The organism is Streptomyces sp. NRRL F-2580, assembly GCF_000720115.1.
GTDB lineage: Bacteria > Actinomycetota > Actinomycetes > Streptomycetales > Streptomycetaceae > Streptomyces.
This window is the reverse complement of the sequence record NZ_JOIR01000005.1, coordinates 244,356-260,020: the sequence shown is the minus strand read 5'-3', so window position 1 is coordinate 260,020 and position 15,665 is coordinate 244,356. Positions and strand designations below refer to the sequence as shown.

Here is a 15,665-nt window from a genome sequence, read left to right as displayed (position 1 = left end):
CTCCGCGACACCCTGGACCAGGACCTGATCCTGTACCTCTTCGGTACGCCGGGCCAGGACCGCTTCTGGTTCATGTGGGACGACCTCGTCCGCGGCGCCATCGGCGCCGTCGTGCTCGTCGACACGCGCCGCCTGGCCGACTGCTTCCCCGCGGTCGACTACTTCGAGAACAGCGGCCTGCCGTTCGTCATCGCCCTCAACGGCTTCGACGGGCACCAGCCGTACACCCCGGAGGAAGTCCGCGAGGCCCTGCAGATCGGCCCGGACGCCCCCATCATCACCACGGACGCCCGCCACCGCGCGGACGCCAAGAGTGCGCTCATCACGCTCGTCGAGCACGCCCTCATGGCGCGCCTGCGCTAGCGGTCGCGTTCAGCGGCATCCGAAAGGCCCCCGTGTCGTACGACGCGGGGGCCTTCGGCGTGTCCGGGCCGGGCCGTACGGACCCCCCGCGCGCGGACACGGCCGTACGGGACGGCCCCCGCGCGCCGAACCTGGGTACGCGCGAGGCCCCGCACCCGGAAGGGGTGCGGGGCCTTGCGCCGGGCTCGGGGCTCAGCCCTGCCAGCTGTGCGGGGCGCGGAAGCCCGGGGTGCGCTCCAGACGGCGCCAGCCGGCCTGGCGGGGCGTGCGGACCGCGGTCTCCTCGGGGGTGGCGGCGGCGCGGGCGAGCAGGATCGCGGTGATCGCGGCCAGCTCCTCCGGCTCGGCGTTGCCCTTCTCGACGCGCAGCAGGGTGTCAGTGGCGGTGGTCATGGGGTGGCAGGTCTCCTTCGCGGTTACTGCGGCGGGTTGCCGTGCTTGCGAGACGGCAGATCGGCGTGCTTGTTGCGGAGCATCGCGAGGGCGCTCACGAGGACCTCGCGGGTCTCGGCGGGGTCGATGACGTCGTCGACGAGGCCGCGCTCGGCCGCGTAGTACGGGTGCATCAGTTCGGCCTTGTACTCCTTGACCATGCGGACGCGCATGGCCTCGGGGTCCTCGGCGTCCGCGATCTGCTTGCGGAAGATGACGTTGGCGGCGCCTTCGGCGCCCATCACGGCGATCTCGTTGGTGGGCCAGGCGTAGGTGAGGTCGGCGCCGATGGACTGGGAGTCCATGACGATGTACGCGCCGCCGTAGGCCTTGCGCAGGATCAGCGAGATCCGCGGGACGGTGGCGTTGCAGTACGCGTACAGCAGCTTGGCGCCGTGGCGGATGATGCCGCCGTGCTCCTGGTCGACGCCGGGCAGGAAGCCGGGGACGTCCAGCAGGGTGACGATCGGGATGTTGAAGGCGTCGCACATCTGGACGAAGCGCGCGGCCTTCTCGGAGGCCTCGATGTCCAGGACGCCGGCGAGGTGGCCGGGCTGGTTGGCGACGATGCCGACGACCTGGCCGTTCATCCGGGCCAGGGCGCAGATGATGTTGCGGGCCCAGCGCTCGTGGATCTCCAGGACGTCGCCCTCGTCGACGATCTCCTCGATGACCTTGAGCATGTCGTACGGGCGGTTGCCGTCGGCGGGCACCAGGTCGAGCAGGACCTCGCTGCGGCGGTCCGCGGGGTCGCTCGTCTCGTGGACGGGCGGGTTCTCGCGGTTGTTGGAGGGCAGCATCGAGATGAGGTAGCGGACCTCGGAGATGCAGGTCTCCTCGTCGTCGTACGCGAAGTGCGCGACGCCCGAGGTCTCGGCGTGCACGTCGGCGCCGCCGAGGCCGTTCTGGGTGATCTCCTCGCCGGTCACCGCACGGACGACGTCCGGGCCCGTGATGAACATCTGCGAGGTGTCCCTGACCATGAAGACGAAGTCCGTGAGGGCCGGGGAGTACGCGGCGCCGCCGGCGCACGGACCGAGCATGACCGAGATCTGCGGGATGACGCCCGAGGCCTTGGTGTTGCGCTGGAAGATGCCGCCGTAACCGGCGAGGGCGGAGACGCCCTCCTGGATACGGGCGCCGGCGCCGTCGTTCAGGGAGACCAGCGGGGCGCCGGCCGCGATGGCCATGTCCATGATCTTGTGGATCTTCGTGGCGTGGGCCTCGCCCAGGGCGCCGCCGAAGATGCGGAAGTCGTGCGCGTAGACGAAGACCGTGCGGCCCTCGACCGTGCCCCAGCCGGTGATGACGCCGTCGGTGTAGGGCTTCTTGGACTCCAGGCCGAACCCGGTCGCCCGGTGGCGGCGGAGTTGCTCGACCTCCTTGAAGGAACCTTCGTCGAGGAGCAGCGCGATGCGCTCGCGGGCGGTCAGCTTGCCCTTGGCGTGCTGGGTCTCGGTCGCACGGTCACTGGGGCCGCGCCGCGCCTGCTCGCGCAGGGAGTGCAGCTCGGCCACGCGCCCGCGGGCGTCCGTCGGCTCGCTCGGGGTCTGGTCCACAACGGTCATGTACCGACCTTACGAAGATCGCGATGAAAAACCTCCGTTCATTCCGCACAGTCTCGGGAGTCTTCCGCTGTGTGGCCCGCACAGTACGACCGGAGGATGTAGGGACTCCGCCAGACGGGACCTCCGCCCATTGTGGGATCTTCACAAAATGACCTGACACCCCGCCTAGATGTTGAAATTTGAACAGAAAGGGTCTAGCGTCGTGCTCGTTGAAGTCGTTGAAGATTCAACAGACTCTCTGATCGAGCAGAACGCCCAGACACCACCGAGGAGCAGGCCATGGGTCTCTTCACCCGCCGCAGCCAGACCACCGACCACCAGAACGTCGGCGCCGCCGCGACCACGCTGGACGTGGACCCGGTGCTCACCGCCCTCACCGGCGACTACGTCATCGACGCCGCCCACAGCAGCATCGGCTTCACCGTCCGCCACGCCATGGTCACCAACGTCCGCGGCTCCTTCGCCGAGCACGAGGGCACCCTGCACCTGGACGGCGCCGACCCGGCCCGCTCCACGGCCGCCATCGACGTCAAGATCCCGTCGGTGAGCACCGGCATCGCCGACCGCGACGCCCACCTGCTGGGCAGCGACTTCTTCGACGCCGAGCTCTTCCCGCTGATGACCTTCCGCTCCACCGAGGCGCGCGCGCTCGGCGGGGACGCCTACCGCATCACCGGCGAGCTGACGATCAAGGACGTCACCCGGCCGCTCGCCATCGACCTGGAGTTCACGGGGTCCGCCAAGGACGTCTACGGCAACGAGCGCGTCGGCTTCGAGGGCTCCGCCCAGATCCTGCGCTCCGACTGGGGCCTCACCTGGAACGCCGCGCTGGAGGCCGGGGGTGTCATGGTCAGCGACAAGGTGAAGCTGACCTTCGACATCTCGGCCATCAAGCAGGGCTGACCGGCAGGATCCGGCGAACCCCCCGGGGGCGGCGGCTAGAAGCCGCCCCCGCCGTCGAAACCGCCGCCCCCGTCGAATCCGCCCCCGCCGCCGAAGTCCCCGCCGCCGAAGTCGGACGGGTTGAAGTCGGCCCCGGAGACGTCCCCGCCCTCGAAGCCGCCGCCCATGCCGCCGCCGAGGTCCGAGGCGTAGGCCGGGCTGGACATCATCGAACCGAGCATCGTGCCCACCAGCAGGCCGGGCAGGATGCCGCCGCCGAAGTAGCCTCCGGCCCAGGGACCGTACGCCGGGCCGGCGTCGTAGTACGGCCGCGGCCCGTGCTCGGTGTCGACCGTGCGGACCGCCGGGTCCAGGCCGTCGCGCAGCCGCACGGCGTCCGCCGTGCAGACGGGCACGGTACGGACCGCTCCGCCGGCCGGAGCCCAGGTGGCGTCCTCGGTGCTCGGCCCGTGGCGCGGGTCGAAGAAGCAGGGCGAGCGGCGCTCGGGCACCGGCATCCCCTGCCGGCGCGCGTCCAGGCAGGCCAGCGCGTACCGGCCGTCCTCCAGGGCCTGGGTCACGCCCTTGACCTCTTCGGGGTACTGCACCGAGCCCATGATCTGCTTGGCCGTGTCGTACGAGTCGAGCCCCTGCTCGTAGTCCTTGCGCATGGCGTCGTCGGCGCCGGGCTCGGCGGGATGGAAGTCGAGCCGTTCGAGCTCCTCGCCGAAGGCCGTGATGTCCTCGTCGACGACCACGCTGAGGCGCTCCAGGGCCTCGCGCCGGGCCTCTTCCTTCTTCTTCCGGTTGCGGCGGACCAGCGCGTACGCCCCGCCGCCGCCGATCACGGCCACCGCGCCGAGGGTGATCAGCCCGCCGACGGGAGCGCCGGCCTCGCCGCCCGCGGTCCCCCAGGAGGCCGGGGCGCTGCCCTTGGCCTGGCTCAGGGCCTGGTCGACGAAGTTGTCGAGCTGGGTCGCCGCGTCGGGCGTCCCCACCTTCACCGCGTCGGTCAGGTTGCGCACGGCGTTGGCCGGCATGACCGACTGGTCGGCGCGGGCGCTGAAGCCGTCGCCGAGCCGGATCGCGTAGAGCCCGGTGATGCCGGTCTCGGCCCGGACGGCGCCGAACACCTTGTCGGCGGGGAACTCGCTCGTCGCGGGCAGCACGGCGACGAACACCGGCTTCCCGGCGTCCTTGATCTTCTTCGCGAGCGCGTCGGCCTCGGCCTGCGACAGCTGCGCCCGCGCCCCCGGGTCCACGTAGACGGGCCCCTCCTTGAGGGCCTCCCCCACTGCGGCGACCCCGGTCGCCGCCGAAGCCTGCGGGGCGACCGCGAGCGCCGTCCCCGACAGGCCCAGCAGCAGACCGGCCAGCACTGATCCAAGACGTACGGATATAAGCCTGGTCCTCATACGGACGACGCTACCCGAACCCGGACTTTCCTGTGTGAGCAGGACATAAGACTGTCGCGGGCCTACTCGGGCGGTTCGACGCCCGCGTGCAGGAGGCCGTAGGTGAACGCGTCCTCCAGGGCCTGCCAGGAGGCGGCGATCACGTTCGGGGCGACGCCGACCGTGGACCACTCGCGGACGCCGTCCGTCGTGGCGACCAGCACGCGGGTCGTGGACTCCGTGCCGTGCGTGCCCTCCAGGATGCGGACCTTGTAGTCGACCAGCTCGAACTTGGCCAGCTGGGGGTAGAACCGCTCCAGCGCCACCCGCAGCGCCCGGTCCAGCGCGTTGACGGGACCGTTACCCTCGGCCGTCGCGACGATCCGCTCGCCCTTCGCCCACAGCTTGACCGTGGCCTCGTTGGCGTGGGTGCCGTCCGGGCGGTCCTCGACGATCGCCCGCCAGGACTCGATGCGGAAGTACTTGCGGGCCCGGCCCTCGGCCTCGGCGCGCAGCAGCAGCTCGAAGGAGGCGTCGGCGGCCTCGTACGTGTAGCCCTTGAGCTCCCGCTCCTTGACCCGCTCCACGACGCGGGAGATCAGCGCGCGGTCCCCGCCGAGCTCGACGCCGAGCTCCTTGCCCTTGAGCTCGATGGAGGCGCGGCCGGCCATGTCGGAGACCAGCATCCGCATGGTGTTGCCGACCCGCTCGGGGTCGATGTGCTGGTAGAGGTCCGGGTCGACCTTGATGGCCGAGGCGTGCAGGCCCGCCTTGTGCGCGAAGGCGGAGACGCCGACGTACGGCTGGTGCGTGGAGGGGGTGAGGTTCACGACCTCGGCGATGGCGTGCGAGATCCGGGTCATCTCGGCGAGCGCCCCCTCGGGGAGCACCTTGCGCCCGTACTTGATCTCCAGGGCGGCGACGACGGGGAAGAGGTTCGCGTTGCCGACGCGCTCCCCGTAGCCGTTGGCCGTGCACTGGACGTGCGTCGCGCCCGCGTCCACGGCGGCCAGGGTGTTGGCGACGGCGCAGCCGGTGTCGTCCTGGGCGTGGATGCCCAGGCGGGCGCCGGTGTCGGCGAGGACGGTGGCGACGGTGGCGGTCACCTGGGCGGGCAGCATGCCGCCGTTGGTGTCGCAGAGGATGACCACGTCGGCGCCGGCCTCGTGGGCGGTGCGGACGACGGCCTTCGCGTACTCGGCGTTGGCCCGGTAGCCGTCGAAGAAGTGCTCGCAGTCCACGAAGACGCGGCGGCCCTGGCCGACCAGGTGGGAAACGGTGTCCCGGACCATCTCCAGGTTCTCGTCCAGGGTGGTGCGCAGGGCGAGTTCGACGTGGCGGTCGTGGGACTTGGCGACGAGCGTGATCACGGGGGCGCCGGACTCCAGCAGGGCCCGCACCTGCGGGTCCGTGGCGGCCGTGCCACCCGCCCGCCGGGTGGCGCCGAAGGCGACCAGCTGGGCGTTCCTGAAGTCGATCTCGGCGCGTGCGCGGGCGAAGAACTCGGTGTCACGGGGGTTGGCGCCGGGCCAGCCGCCCTCGATGAAGCCCACTCCGAAGTCGTCCAGGTGCCGGGCGATCGTCAGCTTGTCGGCGACCGTGAGGTTGATGCCCTCGCGCTGCGCGCCGTCGCGCAGGGTGGTGTCGAAGACGTGGAAGCTGTCGTCCAGGCCCCCTGAGCGCACAGTTGCCGCCTCTGGTGTCGTCGTCATGCTGATCTGACTCCTGTCGGATGAGTGGTTCCGGATATGCCCGGCATCCACTGCCCCCATCATCGCGCGCGGTCCGGTCCCGGCAGGGATGGTCCGGGAAACGAAAAAACCTCTCGCGGGTAGCGAGAGGTCTGCGCGCGGGTCCGAGGCACGGTGGCCGCTTCCGCGAAGTTCTTCCGCGGTTCAGCGGCCACTGGGGACCGGCGCGCTGCTGGCGATAATCATGAGCTGAGCAGGCACGCTGGCAGTGTGCCACACCGCTCGCCGCGGATGGACAGCAATCTCACCATGCGGGCACCCGGGCCGGCGGGGCTAGTTCGTCGGGGTGAGTGCCTCGGTGAGGAACTCGCGGACGTGGTCGAGGATCTCCTGCCGGTCCACCGTCGGCAGACCCACCGCCAGCTGGATGCTGAATCCGTCGAGCAGGGCGCGGATGCGGGTCGCCACGCGGTCGGCGTCCACCGGGCGGAACTCCCCGCGCGAGATGCCCTCGGCGAGCAGTGCCACCAGGTCGCGGTGCCAGGCTCCCTCGATGGCCGCCTGCCGCTCGCGCTCCTGGGGGCCGGCGTTCTGGGAGCGGTTCCAGACCTCCAGCCACAGCGTCCAGTGCGGGTCGCGGGCCTGCGTGGGCACGTACAGGTCGACGTACGCGCGCAGGCGCTCGGCGACCGGGCCGCGACGGGAGAGCAGGGCCCGCCGCTCGCCGCCCAGTGCCGCCTCGCTCCACTCCAGGGTCTGCAGCAGGAGCTCGTCCTTGCTGCGGAAGTAGTAGAGGAGGTGGCCGCTGCTCATGCCGACCTCGCGGCCGAGACCGGCCATGGTCAGGCCTTCCAGGCCGCGTTCGGCGATCGTGGCCATGGCGGCGACGAGTACGTCCTCGCGCGGGGGCGCGTTCTTGCGCGCCGCCCGTACCGGTACTCCACCCGCCACCATGGGCCCACTCCTCGTCCGTTTCCCGAAGGTCAGACCTTCGGCTGCTGCTGGGTGATGCAGTGGATACCGCCACCCCCGGCGAAAATCGTACGTGCGTCAACGAGTGTCACGGTCCGCTCGGGGAACAGTCCGCGGAAGATCTCCGCCGCTTCCTCGTCGCGCGGGTCGTCGAAGGAGCACAGCACCACGCCGCCGTTGCACAGGTAGTGGTTGATGTACGAGTAGTCCACCCACTCCCCGTCCTCCTCCAGCACGGTCGGCGCGGGGATCTCCACGACCTCCAGCTGCCGGCCCCGGGCGTCGGTGGAGGCGCGCAGGACGGCGGCGATGGTCTTGCAGCGCTCGTGGTCCGGGTGGGCCGGGTCGGGCTGGGTGTGGACCATGACGACGCCGGGGCGGGCGAAGGCGGCGACGATGTCGACGTGGCCCTGGGTGCCGTAGGTGCCGTAGTCACCGGCCAGGCCGTACGGCAGCCAGATCGCCTTGGTGGTGCCGAGGTGGGCGTGGATCTCGGCCTCGACCTGCCGGCGGGTCCAGCCGGGGTTGCGGCCCTCCCCCAGCTGCACGGTGTCGGTGAGGAGCACGGTGCCCTCGCCGTCGACGTGGATGGCGCCGCCCTCGTTGACGAGCGCGGTGCTGTACGTACGGGTGCCGGCCACGTCCGAGACGTGCCGGGCGATCTTCGAGTCGTGGTCCCAGCGGGCCCACTCCTGGGCGCCCCAGCCGTTGAAGGTCCAGTCGACGGCCGCGATCTCGCCGGCGTCGTTGGTGACGAAGGTCGGGCCGATGTCGCGCATCCAGGCGTCGTCGAGCTCCTGCTCGACCAGCTGTACGTCGTCGCCGACGATCGCGCGGGCGCTCTCGGCGTCGCCGGGCGAGACGACCAGGGTCACGGGCTCGTACGCGCGGACCGCGCGGGCGACGGCGCCCCAGGCCTCGCGGGCCTCGGCGAGCTCCTGCTCGTTGGTAAAGGTCGGGTTGGGGCTGGGCCAGGCCATCCAGGTGCGCTCGTGGGGCGTCCACTCGGCCGGCATCCGGAAGCCGTCGTTCACGGGCTTGGCGGGCTGTGCAGTCATGGCAGGGGTCCTAACGGCTTACAGGCTGTGCTCTTACAAGAAGTACAGGCGGTTGAGGGAGACCGACTCGGCGGCTTCGGAGCGCAGCGGTTCCCCGTCGAGGGAGACGAGCCCGCTGCGCGCGTCCACATCGACCGCGCCCACCCGGGAGTTGAGGAGGAGGTCCTTGGGGCCGATGCCGCGGGTGCCGCGGACGGCGACGCGGCGCCGGCGGGTCGGCATCTCGTCGGAGCCGAGCGCGGCGGCCGCCGCGGAGACGAAGGCGACGGAGATGTCGGCCGCGGTGGCCCCGTACGAACCGAACTGCGGGCCCAGCACCAGCGGTTCGCAGGTGTCGGTGGCGGCGTTGGGGTCGCCGGTGACGCCGTAGGCCGGGAAGCCGGACTTGAGGACGAGTTGGGGCTTGGCGCCGAAGAACTGGGGGCGCCAGAGCACGACGTCGGCGAGCTTGCCGACCTCGATGGAGCCGATCTCGTGGGCCAGGCCGTGGGCGATGGCCGGGTTGATCGTCAGCTTGGCCATGTAGCGCAGCACGCGGGCGTTGTCGTCGCCCTCGCCGTCACCGGCCAGGGGGCCGAGCTCGCCCTTCATCTTGGCGGCCATGGCGAAGGTCCGGCGGATGGTCTCGCCCGCGCGGCCCATGCCCTGGGCGTCGGAGGAGGTGATGCCGATCGCCCCGAGGTCGTGGAGCACGTCCTCGGCGCCCATCGTTCCGGCACGGATCCGGTCACGGGCCATGGCCGCGTCGCCCGGCAGGTCCGGCTTGAGGTCGTGGACGGAGACGATCATCCCGTAGTGCTCGGCGACCGCGTCCCGGCCGAAGGGCAGGGTGGGGTTGGTGGACGAGCCGATGACGTTCGGCACGCCCGCCATCTTCAGGACGTTCGGAACGTGCCCGCCGCCGCAGCCCTCGATGTGGAAGGCGTGGATGGTCCGGCCGTCCAGAACGCGCAGGGTGTCCTCGACGGAAAGGCACTCGTTGAGACCGTCGCTGTGCAGGGCGACCTGTACGTCGTGTTCCTCGGCCACCCGCAGCGCGGTGTCCAGGGCGCGGGTGTGCGCGCCCATGTCCTCGTGCACCTTGAAACCGGAGGCGCCGCCCTCGGCCAGGGCCTCCACCAGCGGAGCCGCGTCCGAGGACGAACCTCGGGCGAGGAAGCCGATGTTGACGGGCCAGGCGTCGAAGGCGTTGAAGGCGTGCTTCAGCGCCCACGGGGAGTTGACGCCGACGCCCCAGACGGGTCCGAACTCCTGGCCGATGATCGTGGTGACGCCCGCGGCGAGCGAGGCCTCCATGATCCGCGGGGAGAGCAGGTGCACGTGGGTGTCCACGGCGCCCGCGGTGGCGATCAGCCCCTCGCCGGAGACGATCGACGTGCCGGTGCCGACCACGACGTCCACCCCGTCGAGGGTGTCCGGGTTGCCGGCCCGGCCGATCGCGTGGATCCGGCCTTCACGGATGCCGATGGACACCTTGCGGATGCCCAGGACCGCGTCGATGACCAGCACGTTGCTGATCACCACGTCACAGGTCTCGCGGACCGCGGCCGCCTTCAGGTGCAGACCGTCACGGGCCGTCTTGCCGAAGCCGGCCAGGAACTCGTCACCGGGCTTCTGCGCGTCGGACTCCACCCGGACGGTCAGCCCGGAGTCTCCGAGCCGGACCCGGTCCCCGGCGCGGGGGCCGAAGACGGAGGCGTACTCGTGCGGGTCGATGTGCCGGCTGCCGGGGGCGCAGTGTGCGCTGTGATCGCTGTGGGGGGTCTGCCTGCTCACGGCTGCGCTCCGTCCGCTCGGTCGGTGCCGCCGGCCTGTCCGGCCCGTCCGGCCTGGGGGGTGGGGGAACCCGGGGCCGGGTCCTCGGCGGACGCTCCCAGGTAGCCGCACGCTTCGGCCCGGGCCAGCGCGAGCGCCTTGGCTCCGGGGGCGTCCAGCGGGCCGTCGACCAGGCCCGCGAAGCCGATCGCGATGCGGTCGCCGCCGATGGGGACCAGGCCGACCTCGCCCTCGCCGTGCGGGTCGAACCGTACGGACGAGCCCGCCGGCACGCACAGCCGCATGCCGTAGGCCGCGGCGCGGTCGAAGTCGAGGCGCGGATTGGCCTCGAAGAAGTGGAAGTGGGAGGTGACGCTCACCGGCACGGGGGCGGTGTTGCGCACGCGCAGGTGCACCACCGGCTCCGGCTGGGGGGCGCCCGGGCCGGGCACGACCGCGCCCGGGGCGTCGTCGCCGAGCGGCTGCGCGTCCCGGATGGGCGACGAGACCACCGCGAGGCGGGATCCGTCGTCGAAGACGGCCTCCACGTGCACCTCGGTGACCACGTCGGCGACGCCCGGCAGGACATCGCCGGCGCCCAGCACGCTGCGGGCCTCCTCGATGGCCTCCGCGAGCCGCTTGCCGTCGCGCGCGGCCTCGCAGACCGTGTCCGCGATCAGCGCGGTGGCCTCCGGGACGTTGAGCTTCAGGCCCCGGGCCCGCCGAGCCCTGGCCAGTTCCGCTGCGCCGCGGAGCAGCAGTCGGTCACGCTCCGTAGGAGTCAGCCGCACGCCGATCCACCACCTCTCGAGTCGATGGGTTAGAGCATCACTCTAACTCTTCATTTCGTTGCAGGGAATCATTGACCTGGGACATGAGCCTGAGTCACATTGAGTGTCGCTCAAACAAATGCGAACCACCCCCCGCCCTGCCAAGGGAGTCCCCCATGCCCATCGAACAGCGCGGAGTCGACACCATCCCGGAGGAGGAGCGGACGAGCGGTCCCCGTGACCTGATCTCGATCCTCCTCGGCTCCAACCTCTGCCTCGGTGTGATCGTCTTCGGCTGGCTGCCGCCGTCCTTCGGACTGGGCCTGTGGCCCTCGGTCACCGCCATCGTGACCGGCACGCTCGTCGGTATCGTCTTCACCGCGCCGCTGGCGCTCGTCTCCCTGCGCACCGCGACCAACCTCTCCACGTCGAGCGGCGCGCAGTTCGGCGTCCGCGGCCGGCTCGTGGGCTCGGTAGTGGGCCTGCTGCTCTCGCTCGGCTACACCGCCCTCACCCTGTGGATCGGCGGAGACGTGATGGTGGGCGCCCTCTCGCGGCTCACCGGACTTCCCGACACCGGCGTCTCGCGCGCGGCGATGTACGGGGTGCTCGCCGCGTGTACCGTCGTCGGGGCCGTCTTCGGCTACCGGCTGCTGCTGCGCATGAGCAAGGTCCTCGCCATCGGCATGGTGGTCCTGCTGGCCGTCGGCTTCCTCGCCTACGCCCCGGACTTCACCACCGCCGCCCCGCCGGAGACCTCGTACCTGCTCGGCTCCTTCTGGCCGACGTGGCTGCTGGCCGCCGTCGCCGCCGGGCTCAGCGGGCCCGTCGCCTTCATCACCCTGCTCGGCGACTACACCCGCTACATCTCCCCGCGCCGGCACGGCTCCCGCAAGGTGCTCTGGGCCACCGCCTTCGGCCTGCTGATCGGCCTGCTGATACCGCAGCTGTTCGGTACGTACACCGCGCTGGCCGCCAGGGCGGGGGTGGACTACGCCGGGCCGCTCGTGGAGACCGCGCCGTTCTGGTACCTGGTCCCGCTGCTGGTCGCCGCGGCGGCCGGCTCGGTGGGCAACGCCGGGCTGATGCTCTACTCCATGGGCCTGGACCTCGACGCGATCGTCCCCAAGGCCACCCGCACCACCGCCACCCTGGTCGCCGCGGCCGTCGCCACCGCGTTCGTCTTCTTCGGCTCCTTCGAGTGGGACGTGCAGTCCGCGATGACCTCCTTCGTGCTGCTGCTGACCGCGATCGGCACCCCGTGGGCCGTCATCACCCTCATCGGCTACGTGCGCTGCCGCGGGGTGTACGACCCCGACGCCCTGCAGGTGTTCAACCGTCGGGCCCGCGGCGGCGTCTACTGGTACAGCGGTGGCTGGAACCTGCGCGCCACCGCCTCCTGGGCGGCCGGCGCGGCCGTGGGACTGGCCGCCGTGTCGACCCCGGTGTACGAGGGCCCGCTGCTGGCCCTCACCGGCGGGGTGGACTGCAGTTTCATCCTGTCGGGGCTGGTCGGCGGCGCGGTGTACACCGCGCTGACGCTCCGCCCGCAGGCGGCTCCGGCCGCCGATCCGGCCGGCCGGGTAGCGGTCGCGGTCGACTGAGGCGCCGACCACGCGCCTCTCCCCCCGTCCCACCGGTACGGCCGAAGGCCCCCGCGCATCGCGCGGGGGCCTTCGGTCCGTTCGGGGCGCCGGGGACTAGCCCAGCGGGTGCATCCAGCCGTGGGTGTCGGCGCTGTGGCCGGTCTGGAGCTCCAGGAGCGCCTTGCGCAGCCGCATGGTGACCTCGCCGGGCTCGCCGTCGCCCTGGGTCCAGTCGGCGCGCTCGGACTTGACGGAGCCGACCGGGGTGATGACGGCGGCGGTGCCGCAGGCGAACACCTCGGTGAGGGTGCCGTTCGCGTTGTCGCGCTGCCAGTCCTCGGTGGTCAGGCGGCCCTCCTCGGCGGTGTAGCCGAGGTCGCGGGCGATGGTGAGGAGGGAGTCGCGGGTGATGCCCGGAAGGAGCGAGCCGGTGAGCTCCGGGGTGACGATGCGGTCCCCGTACACGAAGTACAGGTTCATCCCGCCCATCTCCTCGATCCAGCGGTGCTCGACGGCGTCGAGCCAGACCACCTGGTCGCAGCCGTGCGAGGCCGCCTGGGCCTGCGCGACCAGCGAGGCCGCGTAGTTGCCGCCGGTCTTGGCCGCGCCGGTGCCGCCCTTGACCGCGCGGACGTAGTCCTCGGACAGCCAGACGGAGACGGGCTTGACGCCACCGGGGAAGTACGCGCCGGCGGGCGAGGCGATGACGATGAAGAGGAACTCGTTGGCCGGGCGGACGCCCAGGCCGACCTCGGAGGCGAACATGAAGGGCCGCAGGTACAGCGAGGCCTCGCCGGAGTCCGGCACCCAGGCGCGGTCCTGCCTGATGAGGGCGTCGCAGGCCTCGATGAACAGCTCGACCGGCAGCTCCGGCATCGCCATGCGGCGGGCGGAGGCCTGGAAGCGGGCGGCGTTGGCCTCGGGGCGGAAGGTGGCCACGGTGCCGTCGGGCTGACGGTAGGCCTTGAGTCCCTCGAAGATCGTCTGCGCGTAGTGCAGGGTCATGTTCGCGGGGTCGATCGAGAGCGGCGCGTACGGGACCAGCTCGGCATCGTGCCAGCCACGGCCCTCGGTCCACTTGATCGTCACCATGTGGTCGGTGAAGTGGCGGCCGAAGCCGGGGCTGGCCAGGATCGCCTCGCGCTCCGCATCGGACAGCGGGTTCGAGGAGGGCTTGAGCTCGATCGTGGGCGTCGTCATGAGTGCTTGTCCTTCACCGGTTGTGTATGGCGGACCGCGCTCACGGCGTACTAGGACGTCCGAGCTTCCCCGCATTCCGCGGCCTCGCGTTCGATTATCGCGCGCGAGGGAGCTGCGGAGAAGCGGGGACTGCGGCCCAGGGGAGATGGTGGCACCCGGGGCCGCACAGGAAAAGCCGCCAGGTCCCATTGTGACCCGGCGGCTTCCTTCGTGAGGTGGGGCTGCCGGGTCAGCCGGCTACTCGAGCGGCGAGCGCGTCGCCGATCGCGTCGGTGGAGCGGAAGGTGCCGTCGCGCTCCGCCAGGTCGGCGGAGACCGCCTCCTCGATGCGGGTGGCCTGGGCCTCGTAGCCGAGGTGGCGCAGCAGGAGGGCGACGGAGAGGATCGTCGCGGTCGGGTCGGCCTTGCCGGTGCCGGCGATGTCCGGGGCCGAGCCGTGGACGGGCTCGAACATGGACGGGAAGGCGCCGGTCGGGTTGATGTTCCCGGAGGCGGCGAGGCCGATTCCGCCGGTCACGGCGGCGGCCAGGTCGGTGAGGATGTCACCGAAGAGGTTGTCCGTGACGATCACGTCGAAGCGGTCGGGCTGGGTGACGAAGAAGATCGTCGCGGCGTCGACGTGCAGGTAGTCGGTGGTGACCCCGGGGTACTCCTGGCCGACCTTGTCGAAGATGTTCTTCCACAGGTGACCGGCGTAGACGAGGACGTTGTTCTTGTGGACCAGCGTCAGCTTCTTGCGGGGGCGGGAGTTGGCCCGCTCGTACGCGTCGCGGACCACGCGCTCCACGCCGTACGCCGTGTTCAGGCTGACCTCGGTGGCCACCTCGGCGGGGGTGCCGGTGCGCAGGCTGCCGCCGTTGCCGGTGTAGGGACCCTCGGTGCCCTCGCGGACCACGACGAAGTCGATGTCCGGACGGCCGGCGAGCGGGGTGGCCGTGTTGGGGAACAGCTTCGACGGGCGCAGGTTGATGAAGTGGTCGAACGCGAAGCGCAGCTTCAGCAGCAGACCGCGCTCCAGCACGCCGGACGGGACCGACGGGTCGCCGATGGCGCCGAGGAGGATCGCGTCGTGGTGCTTGAGGGCTTCGAGCTCGGCGTCCGGGAGGGTCTCACCGGTGCGGTGCCAGCGCTGGGCGCCGAGGTCGTACTGCTTGGTCTCCAGCTTCACATCCTGGGGCAGGACCGCGGTAAGGACCTTGAGTCCCTGAGCCACGACTTCCTGGCCGATGCCATCACCGGGGATCACTGCGAGATTGATGCTGGTCGACATGGCGAAACCGTACTCCCTGTCCCAGCCCTCAGACATATTGCGTCCATCATGTGGACGCAATATGTCCGCGCGGATGGCTCAGTGGCCGGTCGATCCGCCGTTGTCACGGCGGTCGAGGGCGCGCTGGAGGGCGGCGGCGGCGTTCTTGCGGTCGTCGGCCGAGGCGGAGGTGTGGCGGACGCGGCGGGCGGCGGTGGTTGCGGTCATGGTGATCGACTCCTTGAGATCACGGCGTGGCGGGGCCACGGATGAGGGGTTCCTTCAAGGCGCCGGAAGAGGCGGGGAGCAGTGCGCCGCAGGGGTTGCCTGCCAGGGGCGCGCGCTCTCGACCGCCATTCGCCGGATCGGCGAGACGTTCGGCTCCTACAAAGCTAGGCCAGGTCCCGCTGTATGTCTCGGCAATTACTCGGACTTCCTACTATCTGAGACGCGGAACCCCCCGGAAGGCACCGCCGAGAGGGTCCGCTTCAGACCTTTCCGAGGCATGTTTCCCCAGGTCAGAGGCCTGATGGCGAGGCCCGATACCGGGTCCGGCGCAGTGACGCATCCCACCCTCCGCAGGGATCTCCGCACCGGCCTCCGGGGAGCCGAACGGGTGATCCGCAGGGCCTTCCCGGTCTCGGCGGCGAGATCCGCCGGAGCGACGGACACGACGCCGGCCCGGCCGGCCCACCCGGCGACCGCCGCCGGACCCGAAAGGGCATTGGTTCGCGGTCACACCAAT

Annotated in this window: 13 protein-coding genes and 1 pseudogene; 3 read left to right on the top strand and 11 right to left on the bottom strand. The window is 71.2% G+C overall.

Annotated elements, in window-relative coordinates; genetic code table 11:
- Positions 1–3: 3 nt before the first annotated feature.
- Positions 4–363 (top strand): annotated as a pseudogene (locus IF88_RS0107230) (GTP-binding protein); the annotation flags it as partial.
- A gap of 192 nt (positions 364–555) precedes the next feature.
- Here the strand turns inward: IF88_RS0107230 and IF88_RS0107225 are convergent.
- Complete coding sequence (locus IF88_RS0107225) at positions 556–756, bottom strand: acyl-CoA carboxylase subunit epsilon (RefSeq protein WP_030708431.1); 201 nt, start codon at positions 754–756, stop codon at positions 556–558.
- A gap of 23 nt (positions 757–779) precedes the next feature.
- Positions 780–2,363, bottom strand: a complete 1,584-nt coding sequence (locus IF88_RS0107220; protein WP_030708430.1) for an acyl-CoA carboxylase subunit beta — start codon at positions 2,361–2,363, stop codon at positions 780–782.
- A gap of 279 nt (positions 2,364–2,642) precedes the next feature.
- On the opposite strand from IF88_RS0107220, the gene IF88_RS0107215 reads away from it, so the two are divergent.
- Positions 2,643–3,266 carry a YceI family protein gene (locus IF88_RS0107215; RefSeq protein WP_030708425.1) on the top strand — a complete coding sequence of 208 codons (624 nt, stop codon included), beginning with the start codon at positions 2,643–2,645 and terminating at the stop codon, positions 3,264–3,266.
- 35 nt (positions 3,267–3,301) lie between these two features.
- Here IF88_RS0107215 and IF88_RS0107210 read toward each other — a convergent pair whose 3' ends face one another.
- The 6 genes from IF88_RS0107210 to ureA all read right to left on the bottom strand — a co-directional run bounded on the left by IF88_RS0107210 (position 3,302) and on the right by ureA (position 10,906).
- Positions 3,302–4,660, bottom strand: a complete 1,359-nt coding sequence (locus IF88_RS0107210) for a hypothetical protein (RefSeq protein WP_030708423.1) — start codon at positions 4,658–4,660, stop codon at positions 3,302–3,304.
- A 62-nt stretch (positions 4,661–4,722) separates the two neighbouring features.
- Positions 4,723–6,351, bottom strand: coding sequence for a citramalate synthase (gene cimA / locus IF88_RS0107205; RefSeq protein ID WP_030708421.1), 1,629 nt, complete (start codon positions 6,349–6,351; stop codon positions 4,723–4,725).
- A gap of 312 nt (positions 6,352–6,663) precedes the next feature.
- Positions 6,664–7,284, bottom strand: coding sequence for a TetR/AcrR family transcriptional regulator (locus tag IF88_RS0107200; protein ID WP_030708419.1), 621 nt, complete (start codon positions 7,282–7,284; stop codon positions 6,664–6,666).
- A 29-nt stretch (positions 7,285–7,313) separates the two neighbouring features.
- Entirely contained in the window at positions 7,314–8,360 is a 1,047-nt protein-coding gene (locus IF88_RS0107195) for an agmatine deiminase family protein (RefSeq protein ID WP_051836559.1), read from the bottom strand.
- Positions 8,361–8,393: 33 nt separating this feature from the next.
- Positions 8,394–10,076: an urease subunit alpha gene (locus IF88_RS0107190; RefSeq protein WP_030708415.1), complete on the bottom strand. Its 1,683-nt coding sequence runs from the start codon at positions 10,074–10,076 to the stop codon at positions 8,394–8,396.
- 56 nt (positions 10,077–10,132) lie between these two features.
- Entirely contained in the window at positions 10,133–10,906 is a 774-nt protein-coding gene (gene ureA / locus IF88_RS0107185) for an urease subunit gamma (protein WP_051836557.1), read from the bottom strand.
- A 155-nt stretch (positions 10,907–11,061) separates the two neighbouring features.
- Here ureA and IF88_RS0107180 point away from each other — a divergent pair, with 155 nt between their 5' ends.
- A complete protein-coding gene (locus IF88_RS0107180) occupies positions 11,062–12,489 on the top strand; it encodes a cytosine permease (protein ID WP_030708411.1) in 1,428 nt (475 codons plus the stop codon).
- A 96-nt stretch (positions 12,490–12,585) separates the two neighbouring features.
- On the opposite strand, the gene IF88_RS0107175 is transcribed toward IF88_RS0107180, so the two are convergent.
- The 3 genes from IF88_RS0107175 to IF88_RS48995 form a co-directional block, all read right to left on the bottom strand.
- Complete coding sequence (locus tag IF88_RS0107175; protein ID WP_030708409.1) at positions 12,586–13,671, bottom strand: branched-chain amino acid aminotransferase; 1,086 nt, start codon at positions 13,669–13,671, stop codon at positions 12,586–12,588.
- A gap of 229 nt (positions 13,672–13,900) precedes the next feature.
- Complete coding sequence (locus IF88_RS0107170; protein WP_030708408.1) at positions 13,901–14,941, bottom strand: 3-isopropylmalate dehydrogenase; 1,041 nt, start codon at positions 14,939–14,941, stop codon at positions 13,901–13,903.
- 78 nt (positions 14,942–15,019) lie between these two features.
- A complete protein-coding gene (locus IF88_RS48995; protein WP_107050491.1) occupies positions 15,020–15,148 on the bottom strand; it encodes a hypothetical protein in 129 nt (42 codons plus the stop codon).
- Positions 15,149–15,665 lie beyond the last annotated feature (517 nt).

Excerpts from the sequence above, each read along its gene's own strand:
- IF88_RS0107225 (WP_030708431.1), bottom strand. The coding sequence starts at position 756 with ATGACCACCGCCACTGACACCCTGCTGCGCGTCGAGAAGGGCAACGCC.
- IF88_RS0107220 (WP_030708430.1), bottom strand. The coding sequence starts at position 2,363 with ATGACCGTTGTGGACCAGACCCCGAGCGAGCCGACGGACGCCCGCGGG.
- IF88_RS0107215 (WP_030708425.1), top strand. The coding sequence starts at position 2,643 with ATGGGTCTCTTCACCCGCCGCAGCCAGACCACCGACCACCAGAACGTC.
- IF88_RS0107210 (WP_030708423.1), bottom strand. The coding sequence starts at position 4,660 with ATGAGGACCAGGCTTATATCCGTACGTCTTGGATCAGTGCTGGCCGGT.
- cimA (WP_030708421.1), bottom strand. The coding sequence starts at position 6,351 with ATGACGACGACACCAGAGGCGGCAACTGTGCGCTCAGGGGGCCTGGAC.
- IF88_RS0107200 (WP_030708419.1), bottom strand. The coding sequence starts at position 7,284 with ATGGTGGCGGGTGGAGTACCGGTACGGGCGGCGCGCAAGAACGCGCCC.
- IF88_RS0107195 (WP_051836559.1), bottom strand. The coding sequence starts at position 8,360 with ATGACTGCACAGCCCGCCAAGCCCGTGAACGACGGCTTCCGGATGCCG.
- IF88_RS0107180 (WP_030708411.1), top strand. The coding sequence starts at position 11,062 with ATGCCCATCGAACAGCGCGGAGTCGACACCATCCCGGAGGAGGAGCGG.
- IF88_RS0107175 (WP_030708409.1), bottom strand. The coding sequence starts at position 13,671 with ATGACGACGCCCACGATCGAGCTCAAGCCCTCCTCGAACCCGCTGTCC.
- IF88_RS0107170 (WP_030708408.1), bottom strand. The coding sequence starts at position 14,941 with ATGTCGACCAGCATCAATCTCGCAGTGATCCCCGGTGATGGCATCGGC.
- IF88_RS48995 (WP_107050491.1), bottom strand. The coding sequence starts at position 15,148 with ATGACCGCAACCACCGCCGCCCGCCGCGTCCGCCACACCTCCGCCTCG.